This window comes from Yersinia sp. 2545 StPb PI, assembly GCF_052217125.1.
In the GTDB taxonomy this organism is placed as follows: Bacteria; Pseudomonadota; Gammaproteobacteria; order Enterobacterales; family Enterobacteriaceae; genus Yersinia; species Yersinia enterocolitica_E.
This window is the reverse complement of record NZ_JAZGPY010000001.1, coordinates 3,887,139-3,911,255: the sequence shown is the minus strand read 5'-3', so window position 1 is coordinate 3,911,255 and position 24,117 is coordinate 3,887,139. Positions and strand designations below refer to the sequence as shown.

Below are 24,117 nucleotides of genomic sequence, written 5' to 3'. Positions count from 1 at the left end.
GCTTCTTTATTCAGCGCTTGTTGGTGAGAGCGTTTCAGCCAGTAATAACGGTATGCGGGCGTCCAGCGCAATACCGTCAGGCGATAGTTGAAAACCGTAGCAAATAACCTCCACTCCTGCTTGCTGAGCCTGGGCCAGCAATTCTGCATAGCGATTGTCAATGTGTCGGGCCGCAGCGACTTGCCTGATGCCCGTATGCAATACGGCAAAAAAAAGTACCGCCCGGTGACCGTCGGCAACCATGCTTTGTAACTCCCTGAGATGCTTCTGACCCCGTAGGGTGACGGCATCCGGGAAATACCCACACTGTTGCTGTAATAAGGTAACCGACTTGACTTCAATATAGCAGTTAGACCTATTTTCTGCCTGCAATAACAAGTCTATACGGCTGTTCTCGTCTCCATATTTAATCTCTCTTTTGACAGAAGTGTAACCAGATAATTCAACAATATGGTTTTTATCTATCGCAGAGCTGACTAACTCATTGGCCCGTAAGGTATTTACGCAAATCCAATCACCACTTTGGGTGTGCGTTAACTCCCAACTGTGGGGATACTTACGTTTCGGGTTATCTGAGGTCGAATACCAAACTGTATCACCGGGCGTCGCGCAACCCGTCATTGCCCCAGTATTAGCGCAATGAATGGTTAATGATTCTCCAGCGGGTGTCACAATATCAGCTAAAAAGCGTTTATACCGCAGGATAAGTGTGGCGGGCTGTAACCGTGGGTTAAAAGATAACAATTGAGGGTTAGACGTCATCAAATTTCCTTTCGCCGCCAGCCAGCGGCCAGCTTTGTATCAGGGTATAGCGGGTGCGACCGCGCACCAATACTGACTCATACAGTGAGAAGTGGTCTACGCACAAGCGTTGATTATTGGTTTTGGCCGGTATAGCTACCGGGCGGGTAGCGCCACGCAACAAGGTCACATGGGGGTGGAATGGCAGTGATGTTTGGGCGCAACCACTGCGCGCAGCCTGAGATCGCAGCAACTGCGCCAACTGCAACAGGCCCCGGGGCGGATTTTTACAGCCAAGCCATATCACGCCCGAACCAGGCCAATGGCCGACATCATCTAAGGTTACGCTGAAGCCAGTCTGGCTGATACGCCCGGCTTGCTGCTGCAATACCTGTGCTTTAGCGGCACTTATATCGCCAAGAAATGCCAGTGTCAGGTGCATATTAGCGGCTTCGATAGGGCGACCGGCCTCGGGTGGGAAGCTCGCCGCCCGCCATTGCACAATATCCTGCTGCATGGTTTCAGGCAGTGTCAGGGCAAAGAACATGCGACGGAAACTTGTTTTAGTTTTATCAATGGTATTTATCATCTGGTTGGCATAATCACTCGGCTAAATACGCTCTACGGCCATGATGTTACAATGACTGATGATGAAAGTAGAGCATGGAGACAAATGTGGTGGTGAACCAGAAAGAGCGTGATGCGACAGTGATTGCTTTACCGGTAAGTGAAGTGCTCAGCGAGATACTCTCTGCGTTGCAAACCTCATCGCAAGTCTTACTCCATGCCCCGACCGGCGCGGGAAAATCGACCTGGTTACCGCTGCAAATCCTGCAATACAGTGGGTTGCCAGGGCGGATTATCATGCTGGAACCACGGCGGCTGGCGGCGAAAAATGTGGCTTACCGCCTGGCGCAACAACTGGGGGAACAACCCGGCCAGACGGTAGGCTATCGGATGCGTGCTGAAAGCAAAAGCGGGCCAGATACGCGTTTGGAAGTAGTAACCGAAGGCATTTTGACGCGCATGCTCCAGCAGGATGCTGAGCTAACGGGCGTCTCGCTGGTGATCCTCGATGAATTCCATGAACGCAGTTTGCAAGCTGATTTAGCGCTGGCGCTATTGCTGGATGTACAGCAGGGGCTGCGCGATGACCTAAAACTGTTAATCATGTCCGCGACTCTGGACAACCAGCGTCTTTCCTCGCTACTTCCTTGCGCGCCAGCCATTGTCTCGGCTGGGCGCAGCTTTCCCGTCGATCGTTGCTATCAGCCGCTATCAAGCCATGAGCGGCTTGAAGATGGGGCTGCCAGTCGGGTTAAGCGTTTATTAAATGAGCAAACCGGTTCTTTATTGCTATTTTTACCCGGTGTCGGTGAAATCCATCGCGTGATGGAGCGCTTGCACGGTGCCGTAGCCAACGACACAGATCTTTGCCCGCTGTATGGTGCGCTGCCGCTCAGTGAACAGCAGAAAGCGATTCAACCGGCTCTCGCCGGACGGCGCAAAGTGGTGCTGGCGACTAATATTGCCGAAACCAGTTTGACCATTGAAGGTATTCGGCTGGTGGTGGACAGTGGCCTGGAGCGGGTAGCGTGTTTTGATGTGAAAAATGGCCTGACCCGATTAGTCACCCAGCGTATCAGTCAGGCCTCAATGATTCAGCGTGCCGGGCGTGCCGGGCGGCTGGAACCGGGTATCTGCTGGCATTTGTTTGCTAAAGAGCAAGCCGATCGAGCAGCGGAATACAGTGAGCCGGAAATCCTCAACAGCGATCTATGCAGCTTATGGTTGGAACTGCTGAATTGGGGCTGTCAGGATGTGGCACAACTGAGCTGGCTGGATCAACCGCCGCAGGCGGCACTCATTGTCGCGCGCGAATTATTGATGCGACTCGGGGCCATCAACACCCATGGCCACCTTAGTGCTACGGGGCGCAGTATGGCGAGTTTAGGTTGTGAACCGCGTTTGGCGGCCATGTTGTGCTTTGCCGCTGAACAAAGCCCCGATGCGTTGGCAACGGCGGCATTGCTGGCCGCCATTTTGGAAGAACCACCCCGTTCTGGTCAGATTGATTTACACGATTGGCTTAGTCGGCCGCAACCTCACTGGCAGCGCCGGGCACGGCAATTGACGCAAAGAGTCAACCGCCGTTCAGGCAACGTGGACAGTAATCTCGCCGGCCAATTGCTGGCACTGGCTTACCCTGATCGCATCGCGCAGCAGAGAGGGCTGGATGGTCGCTACCTGTTGGCTAACGGTATGGGGGCTGCAATGGCTCAGGATGAGGCGCTGTCACGTACCCCCTGGCTAGTGGCCGCCAACTTATTACAAAGCAACAGCGGGCCGGATGCGCGTATTTTGCTGGCATTGCCGATTGATGTTGAACAACTGGTAAAACAATTACCCCGGTTAGTCGACGAGCAGACGGTGGTGGAATGGGATGAAGAAAAGGGTACGCTGCGGGCCTGGCGACGCTGGCAAATCGGGCGTTTGACCTTACGGGCGCAACCGTTAGCCAAGCCGAGCGATGAGGCATTGCAATCGGCATTACTTAACTGGATACGCGAGCAAGGGTTGCAGGTACTCAATTGGGATGAGCATGCCGAGCAGTTACGCGTTCGATTACAATGTGCTGCCCGCTGGCTACCTGAGGAGCCTTGGCCTGCGATGGATGATGACAGTTTGCTGAGCAAACTTGAGCTGTGGTTACAGCCGTCGCTGTCCGGCGTGCGGGCTTTCCGCGGATTGCGGCAAGTGAATATTAGCGAGGCATTAACCCGCTTGTTGAGCTGGCAGTTACGTCAACGGCTGGATACTGAGCTGCCAACTCATTACACTGTGCCCACGGGGAGCCGCCTGCCAATCCGTTATTATGTCGAGCGGCCACCGGTACTGGCGGTGCGTTTGCAGGAGGTCTTTGGCGAACAACACAGCCCGATGCTGGCCTGCGGGCGGGTGGCGGTGGTGTTAGAACTGCTCTCCCCGGCACATCGGCCATTACAGATTACGGGTGATCTAGCCGCTTTCTGGCAAGGCGCATATCGGGAGGTACAAAAAGAGATGAAAGGGCGTTATCCCAAACATGTCTGGCCGGATGACCCTGCCAATACCCGGCCAACCCGCAGGACCAAGAAGTATCAGAGCCAATAATTTCAGATGTTTCCCCTTTCTATTCGATAAATTGGGGAACACATTAAGCCGCAATAATCGCCAATGCGCGTGGAGATAAATACATGTCTGGGGATGACCGCGAGCCAATAGGGCGCAAGGGCAAGAAAGCCCTACCCAAAGTCGCATCGAAACGGCCACTGCGCCGGCGGCGTGATGAAGATGAGTTCGAAGAAGAAGACTATTTAGATGACGAAGAGCACGACGATGATGACTACGATGACGAGGAAGAGCCGATGCCAAGAAAGGTAGCATCACGTCCGCCCCGTAAAAAACGCCGCTGGCTCGGCTTATTTATCAAACTGTTTTTAGTCGGTGCCGTGGTGCTGGCTATTTATGGGGTTTACCTCGATTCGCAAATTCGCAGCCGCATCGATGGCAAAGTTTGGCAACTGCCAGCCGCTGTGTATGGCCGCATGGTTAACCTTGAACCGGGGATGTCCTACAGCAAAAAAGAGATGGTCGATTTGCTGGAAGGGATGCAATACCGGCAGGTTACCCGTATGACCCGTCCAGGTGAATTCACGGTTCAGGGCGATAGTATTGATATCTTGCGCCGCCCATTTGATTTCCCTGATGCGAAAGAGGGCCAGATCCGCGCGCGTTTGGTGTTTAAAAACGATCGTCTGGCCCAGATCCAAAATCTGGATAATCAGCGTGATTTCGGTTTCCTGCGCCTTGATCCTAAGTTGATTACCATGCTGCAATCACCTAACGGTGAACAGCGTCTGTTTGTGCCGCGTGCCGGTTTCCCTGATTTGTTAGTCGATACTTTGCTGGCAACCGAAGACCGCCATTTCTATGAGCACGATGGCATCAGCCCGTACTCCATTGGCCGCGCAGTAGTCGCTAACCTGACTGCCGGTAAAGCGGTGCAGGGCGGCAGTACCCTGACGCAGCAATTGGTGAAAAACCTGTTCCTGACCAACGAGCGTTCACTGTGGCGCAAACTTAACGAAGCCTATATGGCTCTGTTGGTGGATTACCGTTACAGCAAAGATCGGATTCTGGAACTGTATCTGAACGAAGTGTATCTCGGTCAAAGTGGTAGCGATCAGATTCGTGGTTTCCCGCTGGCAAGCCTGTATTACTTTGGTCGCCCGGTAAATGAACTGAGCCTTGATCAGCAAGCGATGCTGGTGGGTATGGTGAAGGGGGCGTCGCTGTATAACCCATGGCGTAACCCAACGCTGGCACTTGAACGTCGCAATCTGGTGTTGCGCCTGTTACAGAATCAAGGTGTGATTGACGCAGAGCTTTACACCATGCTTAGTGCCCGCCCGCTGGGGGTACAGCCAAAAGGCGGTGTTATTACTCCCCAGCCAGCCTTTATGCAGATGGTGCGTCAGGAACTGCAACAGAAACTGGGTGACAAGATTAACGATCTATCTGGTGTGAAGATCTTCACCACACTGGATCCAGTTTCACAAGATGCAGCAGAAAAAGCCATTGAAGACGGCATTCCGGCGCTGAAAGCCGCTCGTCATTTGGATGATCTGGAAGCGGCGATGGTGATTGTTGACCGCTTCAGTGGCGAAGTTCGTGCCATGGTGGGCGGCGCACAGCCGCAGTATGCAGGCTTTAACCGTGCAATGCAGGCTCGTCGTTTAGTCGGTTCTCTTGCCAAGCCACCCACTTATCTGACGGCATTGAGTGAGCCAGATAAATACCGCCTTAACACTTGGTTATCTGATCAACCGTTGTCGATCAAATTACCAAACGGTTCATCATGGCAGCCAAAAAACTATGATCGCCAGTTCCGTGGTCAGGTGATGTTGGTTGATGGGCTGGCTAACTCGCTGAACGTGCCGACGGTGAATCTGGGAATGTCGGTTGGGTTGGATCAAATCAGTGCGATGTTGCAGCGATTAGGGATCCCGAAAGCCGCTATTACTCCAGTTCCGGCCATGTTACTGGGGGCGATTGACCTGACTCCGGTTGAAGTGGCACAGGAGTATCAGACTATCGCCAGTGGCGGTAACCGTGCACCGTTATCGGCGGTGCGTTCGGTTATTGCCGAAGATGGCACCGTGCTGTATCAGAGCTTCCCACAGGCGGAACGTATGGTACCTGCTCAGGCGGCCTATTTGACACTTTATGCGATGCAACAAGGGGTGGCCCGTGGTACCTCTCGTTCGCTGTCAGTGAAATTCTCCAAATACACACTGGCGGCCAAAACCGGTACTACCAACGACCTGCGTGATAGCTGGTTTGCCGGTATTGATGGTAAGGAAGTGGCGATTGCCTGGGTTGGTCGTGACAATAACGGCCCGGCAAAACTGACCGGAGCTAATGGTGCGCTAACCTTGTATCGCCGCTATCTGGAGAACCAGACTCCACTGCCGTTGGTGTTGCAACCACCGGAAGGGATTAGCGAGATGAGCATTGATTCGGCGGGTAACTTTGTCTGTGGTGAGGCTGGTGGTATGCGCACCATTCCTGTCTGGACTGAAAACCCACAGGGGTTGTGTAAGGCGGCTCAGCCCGCTTCGCAACCACAAGCCGAAGGCGACGGTGTTGCCGGCTGGATAAAAGATATGTTCGGCCAGTAACAGTTAACCCACTGGCACGGTTATCGCGACCGTGCCAGTCTATTCATGCTCCACAGCTCCACTGTTTTGCCTCCGCACCTTATCCCCTCATTTCTTACTACTCAATCGGCTGGCTTAGCGCTTGCAGTTCGTCGCAGGTTACGCATAAACTACCTGCTTTGATAATTATTTCACTTTGATAATTATTATCGTTTCGATTCACTTTCTCGCTATTTTTCGATAACGTTCGGGTCGCAATAATTGTTAAACCCGTTAACTTTTAATCGCAGGGCACCATCTTGGACCAACAGGCAAGCCAATCCAGCACCTTTATCCTCCGTGAGCTGAGTTTTTCGGTTCCCGGCCGAACCTTATTACAGCCACTGTCACTGACATTCCCACAAGGCAAAGTCTGCGGACTTATCGGCCATAATGGTTCCGGTAAATCAACACTATTAAAAATGCTGGGTCGCCATCAGCCACCATCAAGTGGCGAAGCCTTACTCAATGATGTGCCATTAGCACTGTGGGACAGCAAAGCGTTTGCCCGTGAAGTTGCTTATTTGCCACAACAGTTACCGGCGGCTGAAGGGATGACGGTACGTGAATTGGTGGCGATTGGCCGCTATCCGTGGCATGGCGCGTTAGGCCGTTTTCGTCAGGAAGACCGCCAACAAGTGGAAGAGGCAATTGCACTTGTCAATTTAAAACCCTTGGCTAGCCGGTTGGTTGACAGTTTATCCGGTGGTGAACGGCAGCGTGCCTGGTTGGCCATGCTGGTGGCACAAAATAGCCGCTGCCTATTGCTCGATGAACCGACTTCGGCACTGGATATTGCGCACCAGGTAGAGGTATTAGGGTTAATTCAACATCTCAGTCGTGAACGCGGATTGACGGTCATTGCTGTGTTGCATGATATCAATATGGCCGCCCGTTATTGCGACCACTTAGTGGCATTGCGTGGCGGGGAGATGATTGCACAAGGGCCGGCTGACAGCCTGATGCAGGGAGAGGTATTGGAGCAAATCTACGGTATCCCAATGGGGATATTACCGCATCCGGCCGGTGGTGCGCCGGTAAGCTTCGTGTACTAATGACAACACATTTATCCATGGTTGAATCTCATTGCGCGATGCCAGATCACTCTCGGCGCAGACTGCTTACCGCATTAGCACTATCGCCGTTACTGCTGTCATTGCCCAGTTGGGCGCAGAATAGCGGCAAGATTGATGCTAATCGAGTTGTCACGTTAGAGTGGTTACCCACTGAGTTACTGTTGGCATTGGGGGTTACACCTTATGGTGTGGCTGACACCCATAATTACCGACTATGGGTTGAAGGTCCTGAATTGCCTGCCAGTGTTATTGATGTGGGGCAGCGTACTGAACCTAACCTGGAACTGCTACAGCAAATGGCACCGTCGCTAATCCTGATGTCGCAAGGCTTTGGCCCTTCGCCGGAAAAACTCGCTCCTATCGCTCCCTCGATGAGTTTTGCCTTTAATGAAGAGGGCAGTTCACCGCTGGCAGTTGGCCGGAACTCATTGCGCACGCTGGGCCAACGGCTAGGGCTAGAAACGGTTGCGGAGCAGCATATTGCTGACTTTACCCACTTTATGCAGGTAGCTCGTCAACGTCTTTATCACACCAGCCAGGCACCACTACTGATGTTTACTCTGTTGGACACTCGCCATGCGCTGGTTATCGGCAAAGGCAGCCTATTCCAAGATGTATTGGACCAATTGAAGATTGAAAATGCCTGGCAGGGAGAAACCAATCTCTGGGGTAGCTCGGTTGTGGGTATTGAACGTTTAGCGACCATAAAACAGGGGCGCGCCATCTGCTTCGATCATGGTAATCGTGAAATGTTACAACAGGTTGCTGGCACTCCGTTGTGGCAATCTATGTCGTTTGTGCGTCAAAACCAATTACGAATATTGCCGCCGGTGTGGTTCTACGGCTCAACGTTGTCTGCCATGCGTTTTGTGCGTCTTTTGGAGCAGGCATGGGGTAATGCATCATGATGGCAACCCATCCACGCAAGAGCGGGTTACTGCCCATTGGATTACTTGGGCTGTTATTGATAATTGCCGTGGCACTGACTCTATATAATCTGCGCCAATTATTGCCCGTTTCATTATGGGCTGAAGCGTTATGGCGGCCAGACAACAATGATGTGCGCCAGATGTTATTCCATTACAGCCAGTTACCTAGGTTGGTCGTCGCACTGCTCACCGGTGCTGGGTTAGGGTTAGTCGGTGTTTTATTCCAGCAAGTGCTGCGTAACCCATTGGCCGAACCCGCCACACTCGGTGTCGCGGCGGGTGCCCAACTTGGGCTGACAGTCGCTACCCTATGGATGTTACCCGGTGGCGAATTGACCCGCCAACTGGCAGCAATGGCTGGTGGTATGGTCATCGGTGCGTTGGTATTTGGTGTCGCCTGGGGAAAACGACTCTCGCCTGTCACTCTGATTCTGGCTGGCCTGGTTCTTGGTTTGTACTGTGGTGCAGTTAATGGTCTGTTGGCACTATTTAACTATGACCAGTTGCAGGGGCTGTTCTTATGGAGCAGTGGCGCACTGAATCAGCAGGATTGGAGTACGGTGCAATTTATTCTGCCACGCTTAGTGATTACCTGCATATTGGCAGCTTTACTGATACGCCCATTAACCCTATTGGGGCTAGATGATGGCATTGCTCGTAATCTAGGACTGGGGTTATCACTGGCGCGGTTGAGTGCGCTGGGCGTGGCAATTATTTTCAGTGCGATGTTAGTTAATGCAGTCGGAGTCATTGGGTTTATCGGTCTATTTGCGCCACTGTTGGCGAAAATTTTTGGTGCGCGGCGGTTATCTCAGCGCTTGATCCTGGCACCGGTAGTCGGGGCGTTACTGCTCTGGGTTACCGATCAGAGCATCATCTGGCTGACGCAAGTCTGGCGGGAGATCCCTACCGGTGCGGCGACCGCCTTGATTGGTGCACCACTACTGTTGTGGCTACTACCACGTTTACACAGTGCGACCGCACCCAATATGGATTTTGGCGATAATGTTCCTGCTGAACGACAGCATTTAGGATTATGGATAAGTGTTGGTTTGCTGTTACTGCTGGCTGGGTTGACGGTAGCGCTTATGCTCGGCCGCGACAATCAGGGCTGGAGTTGGATTACCGGTGATGAACTTCAGGCAGTGTTACATTGGCGCTGGCCACGTGTGCTCGCGGCATTATCGGCCGGTATGATGCTGGCGGTGGCGGGGACCTTAATCCAAAAACTGACGGGTAACCCAATGGCTAGCCCCGAAGTTCTGGGTATCAGCTCTGGTGCTTCTTTCGGGGTGGTGGTCATGATGTTTATCGTGCCAGGTAATGCGTTGCTATGGTTGCTACCCGCCGGGAGCTTAGGGGCTGCGGCCACGTTATTGTTGATTCTGGTGGTTGCTGGTCGTGGCGGGTTCTCTCCAGGCAGAATGCTATTAGCAGGGATTGCACTGAGCACCGCCTTTACCACGGTAATCACTATGTTACTGGCCAGTGGCGACCCACGTATGCGCGGCTTGCTGGCGTGGATTTCTGGCTCTACCTACTCGGTTAATGGAACACAGGCAGTAACAACCGGTTTAGTTGCTTTGGTGCTGATTGCATTAGCGCCACTGTGCCGCAGATGGTTAATGATTTTGCCATTGGGCAGTGTCACCGCCAGAGCACTGGGTATGGCGCTTGCACCTAGCCGGTTAGCCATTTTGTTATTGGCTGCCATCTTAACTGCCGCGGCTACCCTGACAGTTGGGCCTTTAAGTTTTGTCGGGCTGATGGCACCACATATGGCGCGTATGATGGGCTTTCGCCGAGCCATTCCACAACTGTTTATCGCGGCTATTTTAGGTGGACTGCTGATGGTATTTGCCGACTGGTGTGGCCGCATGCTGTTGTTCCCGAACCAAATCCCCGCAGGGTTGTTGGCAACATTTATTGGTGCTCCTTACTTTGTTTATTTATTGCGTAAACAAGGGCGGTAAGCGTTTATTATGTCAATAATCTGCTTCGTTTGAATATGGATTCTGAACTGTAGTTAGATTTTTTATCAAATATATCATCGAGCTATTAATTATGAGTCGATGATATGGAGAATATTGGGTTAATTTATAGTAATATTATTTAATGATTGTTGTATTTAAAATTATTATAAATAAAAATACTACATGCATTGTTAATTATATTTAAACTCAGTTAAATTTAATAAGTAATAAAGTATTGTTCATGAGTTTTTATATGATAGTGTGAAAGAATCAGGCAGAAAATCCATCGCGTTACTTAGACGCTAATTGTGATTGTCAATTTGATAGTTACCTGTATGTTATCAAGCTAAATAATGCAATGTAAATTATTTTTAAGTTATTGGTTTGTCTGATTATTCTACTCATTATTTAGTGGTAATTAAATTGGAGAGAAATAAGATGACTGAATTAATTCATGAAAAAAGTAAGTTTTTTCTGCATGGGGTTAATGACAAGGTGTTGATTAATATCTTGTTAATATATGGTCTGATAGTGACAGGCTTTGGTGTGTTACTCATTTCCGATGTATTAACTTTTTCTCTGACGACGCACATTGATACTGTTCAACCAGTAACCCGTAATATAATAGATTATCACCCAGTTGAAGTTAACATGCCTACACTTCCTATGGGGCCAAGTTGGAATGGTAGTAGTGGTGGTGATATTCCACAGTATGTAGAAATATCAGAATTACTTTATACCGTTAATCGGCATTAAATTAATTAAGCGCATTAAACCTCTGGGCTTTAATTTATAACCACCTCCAGCGTTTTGGCGGTGGTTATAGTATCTATAGATATTAAAGTTTGGCAAAGCACCGGCGGGCAGCATCGACGGTTCTCTGGATATCCTCTTTGCTATGTGCGACGGACATAAAACCGGCTTCAAACGCAGAAGGGGCCAGATAGACGCCTTCTGCCAGCATCAAATGGAAGAAACGTTTAAAGCGTTCAACATCACAATTCATGACATCCTGATAGCAGGTGACCGTTGGTGAATTGCTAAAGAAGATACCAAACATGCCACCAACGTGGTTAACCACCAGCGGGATGTTCTCTGCTTGTGCTGCATCGAGCAGGCCAGTTGCCAGTAAATCGGTTAACTCGGTCAGGGTTTCATGAATACCTACCTGTGCCACTTCAGTTAAACAGGCATAACCCGCCGCCATAGCGATAGGGTTCCCGGAGAGAGTACCCGCCTGATAAACTGGTCCAGTCGGCGCCAGTGCCTCCATGACATCACGGCGACCACCGAAAGCACCCACCGGCATACCACCACCGATAATTTTCCCCAGACAGGTTAAGTCAGGAATGACATGGTAGTAATCCTGCGCCCCGGCTAATGCCACCCGGAAACCCGTCATGACCTCATCAATAATCAGCAATGCACCAAATTCATCACATAGATCACGCAGCCCCGGCAGGAATTCTGGCTGCGGTAGTATGCAGTTCATATTGCCAGCGACAGGTTCAACAATGATACAGGCGATTTCTTGTGGGTATTGCTCAAAGGCTTCACGTACAGAGGCGAGATCGTTATAAATACAGGTCAGAGTGTGCTTAGCGAAATCAGCCGGTACCCCCGGAGAGTTTGGCTGACCGAGGGTCAATGCGCCAGAGCCTGCTTTTACTAATAGGCAGTCGGCGTGGCCGTGATAGCAGCCTTCAAACTTGATGATTTTATCGCGCGCAGTGAAACCTCGGGCTAGACGAATGGCGCTCATGGTGGCTTCGGTACCGGAGTTAACCATCCGTACCATATCCATGGTTGGCACTAATTCTGTCACCAACTCAGCCATTTTGACTTCCATCGCTGTCGGTGCGCCAAAGCTTAGGCCGCGCTCGACTGCTTCAATTACGGCCTGACGAATGGCGGGATGATTGTGACCAAGCACCATCGGACCCCAGGAGCCGACATAATCGATGTAAGCTTTACCATCGACATCAAATAGATAAGCGCCGTCAGCACGTTCAATAAACAATGGAACGCCACCGACACCGGTGAATGCACGCACCGGAGAGTTAACCCCGCCTGGGATCACCTGCTGTGCCTGGGCATACAGACTTTCGGACTTACTCATAAACTGGCTCCTGAATTGGGCTTGATGACATTGGCTGAGATGATATTATATTAAATAACAGTGAGTTATATAAAATTAATGTTGTTAACATCAGCTATGACCATAGACAATGGTGCCTATTCTAAAGAACTGGCCGCGGTTATCAAATGATTGGGCATAATTAACTGCTAGCTTGCGCGACGTGCCGCATATTCGAAACTTTCATCGCTAAACTTACATTCTAAGCCAGAGTGTTTCATCGACGTTTAAGCAGGCACATCATGATGATGTAGTCTAAACTCAGACTACTGTTCATTTGTATTACTTATTATTCAATTGATAAATAGACTAATCATGACTGATTCAACGCAACCAATGCCTGCTGAAGGCGTTACTGAACTCAAACGGGGTCGTTTTATCCGAGCATTGGTTAATCGTGATAAAACGCCGTTGGTTATTCTTATTATGGCTGGTGTGGTCGGGGTTGTTACCGGTTTGCTGGCTGTGGCTTTTGATCGCGGCGTCGATTGGATCCAACAACAAAGGTTGGCAACGCTGGCCAAAGTCGCGGATTACGCAATTTTGGTATGGCCGTTGGCTTTCGTTATGTCGGCGTTGCTGGCGATGGTAGGTTATTTTTTGGTGCGTCGTTTTGCTCCTGAGGCTGGTGGTTCAGGTATTCCTGAAATCGAAGGGGCAATGGAGGAGATGCGGCCAGTGCGCTGGTGGCGGGTTATTCCGGTTAAATTTATTGGCGGCCTTGGAACATTAGGGGCGGGCATGGTGTTAGGCCGGGAAGGGCCGATGGTACAGATGGGGGGTAATAGCGGGCGGATGATTGTCGATATCTTTCGTCTGCACAGCCCTGAAGCACGTCACTCATTGCTGGCAACAGGTGCAGCTGCCGGGTTGTCTGCGGCCTTCAATGCCCCGCTGGCGGGGATTTTGTTCGTTATTGAAGAGATGCGCTCTCAGTTCCGCTACAGTCTGGTGTCAATCAAAGCCGTATTTGTCGGGGTGATAACATCTACTATCGTCTACCGCTATTTTAACGGTGAACATGCGGTTATTGATGTCGGTAAAATGAGCGAAGTGCCACTGGACACATTATGGCTTTACCTTGTGCTGGGGATTATTTTCGGTGCCATCGGTGTGATGTTCAATGCGTTAATATTCCGCACGCAGGATATGTTCATGCGTTTCCACGGTGGTGATTGGCGCAAGTTAGTTTTGCTTGGCGGCCTGCTGGGAGGAATGTGTGGTTTATTGGCATTGTTTCATGGCGAGGCTGTGGGGGGTGGTTTTGCATTAATTCCTATTGCGACAGCCGGTAACTTCAGTATCGGCATGTTGCTATTCATTTTTATTGCTCGAGTTATTACGACACTATTGTGCTTTGGTTCTGGTGCACCTGGCGGGATATTTGCCCCAATGTTGGCTTTAGGAACTATTTTGGGTACTGCTTTCGGTTTGTCCTGCGCGTATTTTTTCCCCGAATACGGCATTGAGGCCGGGACTTTTGCTATTGCCGGGATGGGGGCGCTGTTTGCTGCATCGGTACGTGCACCACTGACTGGGATAGTTTTGGTGTTGGAGATGACCGATAATTATCAGCTTATTTTACCAATGATAGTGACCTGCTTGGGCGCCACATTAATAGCACAATTTATGGGGGGTAAGCCCTTGTATTCAGCTATTTTAGCCCGCACATTACAAAGACAAGAGCAGGCTGCATCTGCGAGTGAACAACAACAACCGGTGGTTGAAAATGATACTCAAACAGGTAGATAATATATAACATTAGCCAGCAATACTTGAATGAATTACTCAGGTATTAGATAATTGATGATTAGATCAGGCTGCCATTGTAGTAACCTGCAACTCGAACACCGGTTGGGAGTGATGAGTATGAGCGATGAAACAGTACTGCCCCTACAGTTTACTGAGGCAGCAGCTAAGAAAGTTAAACTGCTGATTTCTGATGAGGAAAATCCGAATCTGAAGCTGCGGGTTTATATTACCGGTGGCGGATGCAGCGGGTTCCAGTATGGTTTTACTTTCGATGATCAAATCAACGATGGGGATATGACCATCGAAAAGCAAGGCGTGGAATTGGTTGTTGATCCGATGAGCCTGCAATATCTGGTCGGCGGTGCGGTGGATTATACCGAAGGGTTGGAAGGCTCACGCTTTATTGTGACGAACCCGAATGCGAAAAGTACCTGTGGTTGCGGTTCTTCTTTCAGCATTTAATTTATCCTGTGTCCTTGATGCTACAACGACGTTAGCTGTATTCACTTAACCGAACCACTGAATTGCAGCTCATCGGGATTAGTGAGCCTCATTTTGAAGGCACACTCTACGGGCTAGCATCAATGCTGTTCAAATCGCTTCTGACTGATTTGTCGTTCGTTTACTGCCCTGCTGTAACACCAATGACTTTGGGTATAATTAGTCCACTCAATTTCCGATAAAAAACCGCAACTTTAATAGTTGCGGTTTTTTTCATCTGAATATTACCATTCTACAGTGATCAACTGTGTCATCTGGCTGTTACTGGTTTGGCTGAGTAATGAGCCATCTGTCGCAATAAAAGAATGGCTGATTTTAGGTTCGCTAACCAAGCCACCTCCTCGTTGGCAGTGTATTTGTGGATAATTTACTTTTGCATCGTTAGCTATGTGTTCATTTTGATTCGGTGATTGCACCTGACAAGATGGCACGATAGTTAAGCTTAATTCTATTGTGCCGCTTAGCCCCTGAGCCAGCGACGGACTGGCAATAAATGCCAGCCAAAACGTAAACAAAAAATATTTCATGATTTATGACTGCATTTTTATCTGTCGGTGTCCCATTCAGCCAGCTAAATGGGGATATCCTGCTTATTGACGCCGCAGCGTTGTTAGCTATCAGGGCCAATTATTTTGGATAGATATATCGGCTAATTATTTAAAAACTTGAAGATTTAGATCATACAAATTAGACCAATCACTCTATTAGTGCTCTATTTCAAATGTGGGTAGTTTTAAACGCCAGCGGATAGCTGCAAGCCGGATACCGAGCGTAATCACCATGCCCAGCATCATTGCTTGTTGTAAGGGCATACCAAAAGTATAGAACGCGGTAGCATGAACGATACCACCAATAATGCAGGCGGTAGCATAAATTTCAGTGCGCAGGATCATTGGGATCTCGCGGGCTAATACATCGCGGATAATCCCACCGCCGACTCCGGTTATAACACCCATACAGATAGCCACTAACGGGCTGGCACCAGCCGCAAAGGCTTTATTGACGCCGATACCGACGAATACTGCCAGACCAATAGCATCAAGCACCGGCAGGATCCATTTAGGTGTTCGACGAGGTTGACGCACCAACAAAATGGTTGCCAGACAGGTCACCATTGCAACCACTAAGTCAGTAGGATCTTTCACCCAAAAAACCGGGCCATTGGCCAAGGCCATATCGCGGATTGTTCCCCCACCGACAGCCGTCACCACCCCTAAAACCAGCACACCAAACGGGTCCATACGCAACTTCCCCGCTAGCAATACACCAGAGATAGCAAATACCGCAGTACCTAAAATATCCAGCCAATAAACCAGCATTAATGTGACTCCGCCACGGGGGATTGAAAGCTGGCCATTTGTTGGCACAACTGTTCAGCGGCCAGCAGGATACGCGGACCCGAACGATTAAACCAGTCCTCATTCAGCGTTATAACAGGAATTGCAAGCTGAGGTTGCCAGAAGGCTCTGACATTATCAGCTTGTGGCTGGTCACCGCTGACTACGATCACCTGTGGTTGGCGTGTCATGACTTGTTCCCGACTGACTTGAGGCCAAGGAACACGACTGCCAGCAAAAATATTTTCTCCACCACACAGGGAAATAACCTCACTTTGTAACGTATGCCCAGAGCTGGTAAACAGCGGCTGAGTACCAAACTGTAAAAAGGTACGCAAGGGCGTGTTACGGGCATTGTGGCGACGTAATTCAGTAACCTTCTGACGGAGTTGAGCTGCGGCTTGGTGGGCCTGTTCAGGATGCTGGCTGTATTGCGCCAATTTATCCAGATCACCAGCAATTTGATCAATATTTACCGGATCAGAATAGAAGATTGGAATACCAAAGGCGGCGAGTTGATCAAGCGGGCGTTGTGGATTACCGCCACGCCACGCGAGGATCAAGTCTGGCTTTAATGCCAAAATACGTTCGACATTCACGCCTTGCCAGGATGCAACTTGCTCAAGCTTTTTAGCCGCTTCCGGGTAATCAGAGTAAGCACTTACTGCAACCAGTTTATCGCCTAATCCCGCGGCATAAGCCAGTTCAGTGGTGCTGGGGGATAAGCTGATAATCCGCTCTACTGCCACTGCGTATGGTGCAAACAGGGCAAACGAAAACAGGCCGAGCAACAACGTTATTGCTGCTCGTGATAGGGAGAAAATACGGGAACGGACCATTAATTGCGATTAGCCAGTGTGGTTAACATGGCTTCGATCATAAGCGTCGACTGCTGAGCGGCGACCACTAAGAACTCTTCAAAGCTCAGATGAGACTCCTGATCAGCCACATCAGAAATCGCACGAACCACAACGAAAGGTGTCTTGAACAGATGACAAACATGGCCGATAGCGGCGGCTTCCATCTCGACTGCTGCCACCGACGGGAAGGCCGCGCGGATACGGGCCAGGGGGGCTGAACCATTAATAAAGGCATCGCCGCTGCAAATCAGGCCGCGTACTGCATGTAAGTTCAATTGATTAATGCAGCTTTCTGCCAGTGCAATCAACTCAGCATCAGCAATGAAAGCGGGAGGGCAACCGGCCATTTGGCCTGCTTCATAGCCGAATGCGGTCACATCAGCATCGTGATAGCGAACTTCGTTAGAAACAACGATATCACCCACTTTCAAACTGGAGGCTAAACCACCCGCAGAGCCGGTATTGATTACCACGTCTGGCTGGCAATGCTCTAACAGCAATGTTGTTCCCATGGCCGCAGAGACTTTACCAATGCCGGATTTTAGTAATGCGACATCAACGCCATTGAGTTTACCGGTGTAAATTTCGCAACCTGCTCGTGTCAAGGTTTGGCGATTTTCAATTTTATCACGCAGCAACGTAACTTCTTGCTCCATCGCACCAATAATGCCTACTTTCATATGGATACCCGCTGATTTTAAAGAGTGGATTAGGTTGTAATTATCAACGCACAGTTTATCAGTTAAGTGAGATATCCGGGTAGCTCAGCAAAGATAATGCGTAATGTGCCGCAGTTCATGCGTAATCAATTGCATCTGTTGGCGGGAGTCGGTATCACTGTTTATATTAAATGATCAGGGGGATAACATGTCCGGGATCGACTTTAAGCAGAAAATCAGTTTTCAGCGGCCGTTTGGTAAATCCAGTTCGGCGGAAGATGAATATGAGATTACCCGAGTATTTGAAAGTGATCGGGGTCGGATTGTGAATTCTGCCGCCATTCGGCGTTTGCAGCAAAAAACACAGGTCTTCCCACTGGAACGTAATGCCGCTGTTCGTAGCCGTTTAACCCACTCGTTGGAAGTGCAACAAGTGGGGCGTTATATTGCCAAAGAGATCCTTAATCGGTTTAAGCAGGATAAAAAAATCACAGCTTATGGGCTGGATAAGCTGCTTGATCCCTTTGAAAGCATAGTGGAAATGGCTTGCCTGATGCATGACATCGGTAATCCTCCCTTTGGCCATTTTGGTGAATCAGCTATCAATAACTGGTTTACAAAACAGATGGACCCTAACGGCGGTGGTGCGGAACCTCGTGGTAAGGATCATTGTCAGGTTAATGCATTAAGGCTGCGGGAAGGGGAAACAGAACTTAATATCCTGCGCAGTAAAATCCGCCATGACCTAAGCCAGTTTGAAGGTAACGCACAAGCCATTCGGTTGGTTTACAGTTTATTAAAACTGAATCTGACTTATGCTCAGGTAGGATGCATTCTTAAATATACCAAACCGGCGTATTGGTCAGGCGATATTCCTGCTTCTCATCACTATTTGATGAAGAAACCAGGGTTTTATCTGGCTGAAGAAGACTATGTTAAAGATTTACGTCGTGAACTCAATATGGGAGAGTTCAATCGTTTCCCTCTGACATATATTATGGAAGCTGCGGATGATATTTCTTATTGTATTGCTGACTTAGAAGATGCAGTAGAAAAAAGTATTTTCAGCGTTGAACAACTTTATGATCATATGATGCAAGAGTGGGGCGAAGTTACCCATGGCGACTTGTTTGATAAAGTTGTTGGTGGCGCATTCCGGCAATTAGGTCGCGGGCAAGGCCGGCGCAGTTCGGAAGATCAATTCTTTATGTATTTACGGGTAAATACTGTCGGGAAGTTAGTTCCCCATGCAGCACAACGGTTTATTGAAAATTTACCCACGGTATTTTCTGGCTCGTTCAATCAGGCATTATTAGAAGACTCCAGCCCCGCGTGTAAATTACTGCAAATTTTTAAAAAGGTGGCAGTAAAACATGTGTTTAATCATCCTGAAGTAGAACAGCTTGAATTACAAGGATATAGAGTTATTAGTGGGCTACTTGATATTTACAGCCCATTATTATCTATGCCGCAAACGGCCTTTACACAGTTAGTGGCAGAAGACAGCCACCGCCAGTATCCTATTGAGACGCGGTTGTTCCATAAATTGTCTACTAAGCATCGCTTGGCTTATGCGGAATCGACAGAGCGGTTACGTAATTTATCGTCAGAACAACATGAGATCTATGAATATTATTATCGTGCTCGTTTAATTCAGGATTATATCAGTGGGATGACGGATCTTTATGCTTATGATGAATATCGGCGATTGATGGCTGCGGAATAGTATCCAAGCAAAGTGAGTTGTCCGTTTAATTAACTGTAGTTTTGTAAAGACGGACAATATTTTTTACTATTCCGATTATTGGTTCTATGAACTTCATCCCCCATATTTAATCTTACTATGCAAGACGGCTATATCCTTCTCTTGGCGTTGCCGCGTAGTGAGTGGCTTTCGTTACTCGACCCATCCCTATCGTTGAGCTTTAGTTCGCTCATTAGGATTCGCGCGATTGCTCACTGACTGCTACGTCAATTATTTTGGATATAAGTCAGTTATACCCTTTGTCTCTGAAGCTGCTAGGTTGTTAGCCGCAACTTCAATTTCTTTGGGTATATATACCATTTATTGACCCCTTATTAATTGTACAGCGAGAACCAGAATACATGAAAAAAACAACTTTAGTGTTAAGTGCACTGGCATTGAGCATCGGTTTAGCCATGGGGCCGGTTTCTTCTGCTATTTCGGCAGAGACGGCCTCTTCTAGCAGCCAGCAGCTCCCTAGCCTGGCGCCAATGCTAGAGAAAGTGATGCCTTCTGTTGTGAGCATCAACGTGGAGGGTAGCACCCAGGTTAGCAACTCCGGTGCTGGTGGCGTGCCACCACAGTTCCAGCAGTTCTTTGGTGATGACTCGCCGTTCTGTCAAGACGGTTCACCGTTCCAAGGCTCCCCGATGTGTCAGGGCGGGCAGGGTGGCAAAGGGGGATCACCTAGCAAGCAGGATTTCCGAGCGCTCGGTTCAGGTGTCATTATTGACGCTGCCAAAGGTTATGTCGTTACCAATAACCACGTGGTAGATAATGCGACTAAAATCAGCGTTAAACTGAGCGATGGCCGTAGCTATGAAGCAAAAGTGATCGGTAAAGATCCGCGAACTGATATCGCGTTATTGCAGTTAAAAGATTTTAAAAATCTGACTGCAATTAAAATCGCAGATTCTGATCAATTGCGTGTGGGTGATTATACCGTTGCTATCGGTAACCCATATGGTCTGGGTGAAACGGTAACATCCGGTATCGTGTCTGCTTTGGGGCGCAGTGGTCTGAACGTGGAAAACTACGAAAACTTTATCCAGACTGATGCCGCGATTAACCGTGGTAACTCCGGTGGCGCATTGATCAACCTGAACGGTGAGCTGATTGGTATCAACACTGCGATCCTGGCACCAGATGGCGGTAACATCGGTATTGGTTTCGCTATCCCAAGTAACATGGTGAAAAACCTGACATCTCAAATGGTTGAATTTGGTCAGGTGAAACGTGGTGAATTGGGCATTATGGGCACCGAACTGAACTCTGAGCTGGCCAAAGCCATGAATGTTGATGCACAGAAAGGTGCCTTTATCAGTCAGGTCTTGCCAAAATCTGCGGCGGCCAAAGCCGGGATCAAAGCTGGTGACGTGATTGTCAGCATGAATGGTAAAGCAATCAATAGCTTCGCAGGTTTCCGTGCTGAGATTGGTACTCTGCCAGTGGGCAGTAAAATGACCTTAGGTCTGCTACGTGACGGTAAACCTGTCAATGTGGAAGTGACCTTAGAGCAGAGCAGCCAAACTCAGGTTGATTCCGGTAATCTCTATACTGGAATTGAAGGTGCGGAGCTGAGCAACTCTGATGTTAATGGTAAAAAAGGTGTGAAAGTTGATAGCGTGAAAGCCGGCACTGCCGCTGCACGTATTGGCCTGAAAAAAGGCGATATCATCATGGGGATTAACCAGCAGTCAGTTCAAAATCTGGGTGAGCTGCGGAAGATTCTCGATACCAAACCATCAGTGCTGGCGCTGAATATTCAGCGTGGTGACACTTCACTCTATTTATTAATGCAGTAATCGGCATTAATAACGCCAAAAGGGCGCAGTTCATTATGACTGTGCCCTTTTTTTATGTTGAAGCGGGGGTGTGCTAAGCAGTACCTAAATAGCTTTTGGCAGCATAGCGAACATTCTCTATCTCATCTAATAATTCAAGCCATTCAGGTTGCAAGCCTTGTAAATCTGTTTGCTGGCGCAATTGCTGCTCAATTGTCATGCACAATTGCTTCAGTCGCGGCACACCGCTACATGCACAACTGCCATGGAACTTATGAATTAGGTTCAGAATATCGTTGTCATGACTACCTGCCAATATAGCCTGCACGCGACCTATCACTTGCGGCATAAATTCTAATAACATAGTTAACAGGTCTCTGGCGAGAGCCTCTTTATTGGCTGCTTGCCTGACTGCCAGTGGCCAATCTATCGCCCCGTCACATTCAGATTGAAGTACCGGCAAGTGAGCAGCCTGCACCAGAAGGGGGGCTGAACTATCATGCTGAAAGCGGGAAAGTGCCTGAATTAATCGAGCTTCATCAATCGGTTTTGCCAGATAGTCAGCCATCCCCAGTTTTAACAACTGTTCTTGCTGGCCTCTTACGGCGTGGGCGGTGACTGCAATAATGGGGGTATCCAGATGATGGGACATCTGATGAATGACTTCGCTGGCACGGATACCATCAATTTCAGGCATTTGAATATCCATTAAGATGATATCCAGCGTGTTTTCTCGGGCATAGGCAATGGCTTTTGCGCCACTGTCACACAACACGGTCTCTTCGACCTGTTCTTCAAGCAGGGTGCCAATGAGTTTTAGGTTAGCTGGATTGTCGTCAACTGCCATTACCTTAAACGGTAATTTAGCCAACTTGTCCGCTTGCTCCACTACGGGTAATTCACTGTGAGGTTCTTCAGATAACAGCAATGGAATCAATCTATTCGATGACAAAGGTTTGACCAGACATGCTTTGGCACCGAGCTGTTTAAGTTGCTCAGCCTCCACCTGTGACTGGCTTGGTAGAGCCAGAATTACGCGCTCGGAAATTTTCAGCGCCGCTACCAGTTTATCTTGATGAACCGCCATATTATTACGGAACGGAATGGGTACCCCCACCAGCAGGAAATCATAATGTTGGCGCGGTAATTGCGCTAACGTCGGGCTATGAGTGACCTGCAAGGGCGTGACACTCAGAATATCTAGCGTGGCCCTTGCTGCACAAGTATTGCGCTCAACATAGGCGAGTGTTTTCCCCTCTAAGTACGACATATCAGGATGGCGATAAGAGAGGGTTTCGTTAAGATCCAGTGTGAGATGGAACCTAAAGGTTGAGCCGCGATCTACTTGGCTGTGAAAGCTAATATCGCCCCCCATCTCTTTGACCAATCTTTCGGTAATGACCAATCCAAGGCCGGTCCCTCCGTGTCGACGCGAGATACTGGCATCCGCCTGACGAAAAGCCTGGAATAGCTGAGCCTGTTGGGATTCAGAAATACCAATGCCCGTATCGTGAATCTCTACTACCAGAGTGACTTGTTGTGCTGTCTTCGCCTGCACAGCAACCAGAATATCGATATTGCCCTGTTCGGTGAATTTAATCGCATTACCGAGCAAGTTCGTGACAATTTGCTGCAAACGCATCGCATCCCCGACTACCTGCTCGGGGACATCATTATTAACATGCAGTGTCAGCTCCAGCCCTTTCTCATGTGCGGTGTGTGCCAGTAAGATAATGACTTCATCCAGTGCACCACGTAGTGGGAAGGGAATGTGTTCAAGAATGAGTTTTTCGGCCTCCAGTTTGGAGAAGTCGAGAACATCATTAATGATGCATAACAGGTTGTTGGCTGAACGTTGGATAGTCTGCAAATAGTCAGTTTGTGTGGGGGTTAGCGAAGTTTTCAACGTTTGGCGCGTAAAACCAATGACACCATTTAGCGGAGTTCGTAGCTCGTGAGACATGTTAGCCAGAAACTCCGACTTAATGCGTGCCGCTTCCTGTGCCCGCTTTTTTGCCAGCCCCAGCTCAACATTTTGTATCTCCATCTGTTCCAGTGTTTCGCGTAAATCAGATGTCGCTTGATCGATATTTTGCTGCATCTCTTCGTGATAGGCCGCCAACGACATCGCCATCGAATTGATACCATTTTTCAGAATATTCAGCTCGCCGAGCATATGTCCTTCGACCCGGCTATCCAATTGCCCTCGACGAATACGGTCAACAGCATTCACCATGTTACGGATTGGGCCGGTAACATCGCGCATCAAACGATAAGCAAACAAAATCGCTACACACATGCAAAACAGCAACAGCAGGGTTGAAATAAAGATCTCTTTGTATTGCTGCAAACGCACCGATTGTAAATCCAAATCTATGGCGATATAGCCTAGTGGCTGATGGGTTATATCCGAATCCGAGACTCTGTCACTGGATAAGTTGGATTCCGAGACAATAGGCATTCGCATAATCAGCGAGTCGCCGCGATAAGAGAGCATCAGCGACTCAGGGATAGAATCACCTTTAGGTAACCTTAATTGTGAGGAATTGTAATTATAGTTAGATGTGACAAAAAGATTGTTATCTGCGTCGAAAACGGATATTGACCGAACAATATTCGAGTGACGGCGATGAAGCAGGTTAATCAACTGACGGACAGTATCGCGGTTGCGAAAGGTCATGCCATATTCACTGGCAACCGCCAACGGTTCGATAATATTAGTGCCTGCATTAACTATTTGTTTTTGAAGCTCATTATAACGATTTACCATAAAGGAAGTACTGAGTAACAGCCCAAGAAGCAGCGTGGGGGCCAGGATTAAAATCATCATGCGCGCGCGAAGACTGTATTTGGTCATGGTATTCCAATGTGGGAGAATCGGCA

18 protein-coding genes are annotated in these 24,117 nt (G+C 49.0%); 10 read left to right on the top strand and 8 right to left on the bottom strand.

What is annotated here, in order from left to right; translation table 11 throughout:
* Positions 1-6: 6 nt before the first annotated feature.
* Positions 7-762, bottom strand: a complete 756-nt coding sequence (sfsA, locus tag V1955_RS18270) for a DNA/RNA nuclease SfsA (RefSeq protein ID WP_193784723.1) — start codon at positions 760-762, stop codon at positions 7-9.
* Positions 752-1,330 (bottom strand): RNA 2',3'-cyclic phosphodiesterase, encoded by a 579-nt coding sequence (gene thpR / locus V1955_RS18265; protein WP_083160454.1) that lies wholly within the window; start codon positions 1,328-1,330, stop codon positions 752-754. The genes sfsA and thpR overlap by 11 nt, the downstream gene beginning before the upstream one ends.
* A 74-nt stretch (positions 1,331-1,404) precedes the next feature.
* Between thpR and hrpB the strand changes: the two genes are divergently transcribed.
* The 6 genes from hrpB to V1955_RS18235 all read left to right on the top strand — a co-directional run bounded on the left by hrpB (position 1,405) and on the right by V1955_RS18235 (position 11,216).
* On the top strand, positions 1,405-3,894 hold the full coding sequence (hrpB, locus tag V1955_RS18260) for an ATP-dependent helicase HrpB (protein ID WP_442821253.1): 2,490 nt from the start codon (positions 1,405-1,407) through the stop codon (positions 3,892-3,894).
* Positions 3,895-3,977: 83 nt separating this feature from the next.
* Positions 3,978-6,464 (top strand): bifunctional glycosyl transferase/transpeptidase, encoded by a 2,487-nt coding sequence (gene mrcB / locus V1955_RS18255; protein WP_442821252.1) that lies wholly within the window; start codon positions 3,978-3,980, stop codon positions 6,462-6,464.
* Positions 6,465-6,742: 278 nt separating this feature from the next.
* Positions 6,743-7,537 (top strand): Fe3+-hydroxamate ABC transporter ATP-binding protein FhuC, encoded by a 795-nt coding sequence (fhuC, locus tag V1955_RS18250; RefSeq protein WP_442821251.1) that lies wholly within the window; start codon positions 6,743-6,745, stop codon positions 7,535-7,537.
* A complete protein-coding gene (gene fhuD / locus V1955_RS18245) occupies positions 7,537-8,466 on the top strand; it encodes a Fe(3+)-hydroxamate ABC transporter substrate-binding protein FhuD (RefSeq protein ID WP_442821250.1) in 930 nt (309 codons plus the stop codon). The genes fhuC and fhuD overlap by 1 nt, the downstream gene beginning before the upstream one ends.
* The gene (fhuB, locus tag V1955_RS18240; protein WP_372558041.1) at positions 8,463-10,460 is read left to right on the top strand and encodes a Fe(3+)-hydroxamate ABC transporter permease FhuB; all 1,998 of its coding nucleotides are present in this window, start codon (positions 8,463-8,465) and stop codon (positions 10,458-10,460) included. The genes fhuD and fhuB overlap by 4 nt, the downstream gene beginning before the upstream one ends.
* 438 nt (positions 10,461-10,898) lie before the next feature.
* Positions 10,899-11,216, top strand: a complete 318-nt coding sequence (locus V1955_RS18235; protein ID WP_372568691.1) for an E492 group microcin — start codon at positions 10,899-10,901, stop codon at positions 11,214-11,216.
* Between the two features lie 82 nt (positions 11,217-11,298).
* Here the strand turns inward: V1955_RS18235 and hemL are convergent, their stop codons facing one another.
* Positions 11,299-12,579: a glutamate-1-semialdehyde 2,1-aminomutase gene (gene hemL / locus V1955_RS18230; RefSeq protein ID WP_083160440.1), complete on the bottom strand. Its 1,281-nt coding sequence runs from the start codon at positions 12,577-12,579 to the stop codon at positions 11,299-11,301.
* A gap of 333 nt (positions 12,580-12,912) precedes the next feature.
* Here hemL and clcA point away from each other — a divergent pair, with 333 nt between their 5' ends.
* Entirely contained in the window at positions 12,913-14,349 is a 1,437-nt protein-coding gene (gene clcA / locus V1955_RS18225; protein WP_083160438.1) for a H(+)/Cl(-) exchange transporter ClcA, read from the top strand.
* A gap of 117 nt (positions 14,350-14,466) precedes the next feature.
* Positions 14,467-14,811: an iron-sulfur cluster insertion protein ErpA gene (gene erpA, locus V1955_RS18220; RefSeq protein ID WP_004706254.1), complete on the top strand. Its 345-nt coding sequence runs from the start codon at positions 14,467-14,469 to the stop codon at positions 14,809-14,811.
* 263 nt (positions 14,812-15,074) lie between these two features.
* Here erpA and V1955_RS18215 read toward each other — a convergent pair whose 3' ends face one another.
* From V1955_RS18215 to mtnN, 4 genes are all read right to left on the bottom strand, one after another.
* The gene (locus V1955_RS18215) at positions 15,075-15,377 is read right to left on the bottom strand and encodes a hypothetical protein (RefSeq protein WP_372568694.1); all 303 of its coding nucleotides are present in this window, start codon (positions 15,375-15,377) and stop codon (positions 15,075-15,077) included.
* Positions 15,378-15,554: 177 nt separating this feature from the next.
* A complete protein-coding gene (locus V1955_RS18210; RefSeq protein WP_019211026.1) occupies positions 15,555-16,169 on the bottom strand; it encodes a TRIC cation channel family protein in 615 nt (204 codons plus the stop codon).
* Entirely contained in the window at positions 16,169-17,026 is an 858-nt protein-coding gene (btuF, locus tag V1955_RS18205; RefSeq protein WP_102970470.1) for a vitamin B12 ABC transporter substrate-binding protein BtuF, read from the bottom strand. The genes V1955_RS18210 and btuF overlap by 1 nt, the downstream gene beginning before the upstream one ends.
* Positions 17,026-17,727: a 5'-methylthioadenosine/S-adenosylhomocysteine nucleosidase gene (mtnN, locus tag V1955_RS18200; RefSeq protein ID WP_083160436.1), complete on the bottom strand. Its 702-nt coding sequence runs from the start codon at positions 17,725-17,727 to the stop codon at positions 17,026-17,028. Before mtnN ends, btuF begins: the two co-directional genes overlap by 1 nt.
* A 187-nt stretch (positions 17,728-17,914) precedes the next feature.
* Here mtnN and dgt point away from each other — a divergent pair, with 187 nt between their 5' ends.
* Together dgt and degP are read left to right on the top strand one after the other, a co-directional pair.
* Positions 17,915-19,432, top strand: a complete 1,518-nt coding sequence (dgt, locus tag V1955_RS18195; RefSeq protein WP_083160434.1) for a dGTPase — start codon at positions 17,915-17,917, stop codon at positions 19,430-19,432.
* A gap of 380 nt (positions 19,433-19,812) precedes the next feature.
* The gene (gene degP, locus V1955_RS18190) at positions 19,813-21,255 is read left to right on the top strand and encodes a serine endoprotease DegP (RefSeq protein ID WP_083160432.1); all 1,443 of its coding nucleotides are present in this window, start codon (positions 19,813-19,815) and stop codon (positions 21,253-21,255) included.
* A gap of 73 nt (positions 21,256-21,328) precedes the next feature.
* On the opposite strand, the gene barA is transcribed toward degP, so the two are convergent.
* Complete coding sequence (gene barA, locus V1955_RS18185; protein WP_083160430.1) at positions 21,329-24,091, bottom strand: two-component sensor histidine kinase BarA; 2,763 nt, start codon at positions 24,089-24,091, stop codon at positions 21,329-21,331.
* Positions 24,092-24,117: the final 26 nt, after the last annotated feature.

Coding starts and splice junctions, on each gene's coding strand:
- V1955_RS18235 (WP_372568691.1), top strand. CDS start 10,899: ATGACTGAATTAATTCATGAAAAAAGTAAGTTTTTTCTGCATGGGGTT.
- sfsA (WP_193784723.1), bottom strand. CDS start 762: ATGACGTCTAACCCTCAATTGTTATCTTTTAACCCACGGTTACAGCCC.
- V1955_RS18210 (WP_019211026.1), bottom strand. CDS start 16,169: ATGCTGGTTTATTGGCTGGATATTTTAGGTACTGCGGTATTTGCTATC.
- mtnN (WP_083160436.1), bottom strand. CDS start 17,727: ATGAAAGTAGGCATTATTGGTGCGATGGAGCAAGAAGTTACGTTGCTG.
- thpR (WP_083160454.1), bottom strand. CDS start 1,330: ATGATAAATACCATTGATAAAACTAAAACAAGTTTCCGTCGCATGTTC.
- hrpB (WP_442821253.1), top strand. CDS start 1,405: ATGGAGACAAATGTGGTGGTGAACCAGAAAGAGCGTGATGCGACAGTG.
- fhuD (WP_442821250.1), top strand. CDS start 7,537: ATGACAACACATTTATCCATGGTTGAATCTCATTGCGCGATGCCAGAT.
- hemL (WP_083160440.1), bottom strand. CDS start 12,579: ATGAGTAAGTCCGAAAGTCTGTATGCCCAGGCACAGCAGGTGATCCCA.
- mrcB (WP_442821252.1), top strand. CDS start 3,978: ATGTCTGGGGATGACCGCGAGCCAATAGGGCGCAAGGGCAAGAAAGCC.
- degP (WP_083160432.1), top strand. CDS start 19,813: ATGAAAAAAACAACTTTAGTGTTAAGTGCACTGGCATTGAGCATCGGT.
- V1955_RS18215 (WP_372568694.1), bottom strand. CDS start 15,377: ATGAAATATTTTTTGTTTACGTTTTGGCTGGCATTTATTGCCAGTCCG.
- barA (WP_083160430.1), bottom strand. CDS start 24,091: ATGACCAAATACAGTCTTCGCGCGCGCATGATGATTTTAATCCTGGCC.
- dgt (WP_083160434.1), top strand. CDS start 17,915: ATGTCCGGGATCGACTTTAAGCAGAAAATCAGTTTTCAGCGGCCGTTT.
- erpA (WP_004706254.1), top strand. CDS start 14,467: ATGAGCGATGAAACAGTACTGCCCCTACAGTTTACTGAGGCAGCAGCT.
- btuF (WP_102970470.1), bottom strand. CDS start 17,026: ATGGTCCGTTCCCGTATTTTCTCCCTATCACGAGCAGCAATAACGTTG.
- clcA (WP_083160438.1), top strand. CDS start 12,913: ATGACTGATTCAACGCAACCAATGCCTGCTGAAGGCGTTACTGAACTC.
- fhuB (WP_372558041.1), top strand. CDS start 8,463: ATGATGGCAACCCATCCACGCAAGAGCGGGTTACTGCCCATTGGATTA.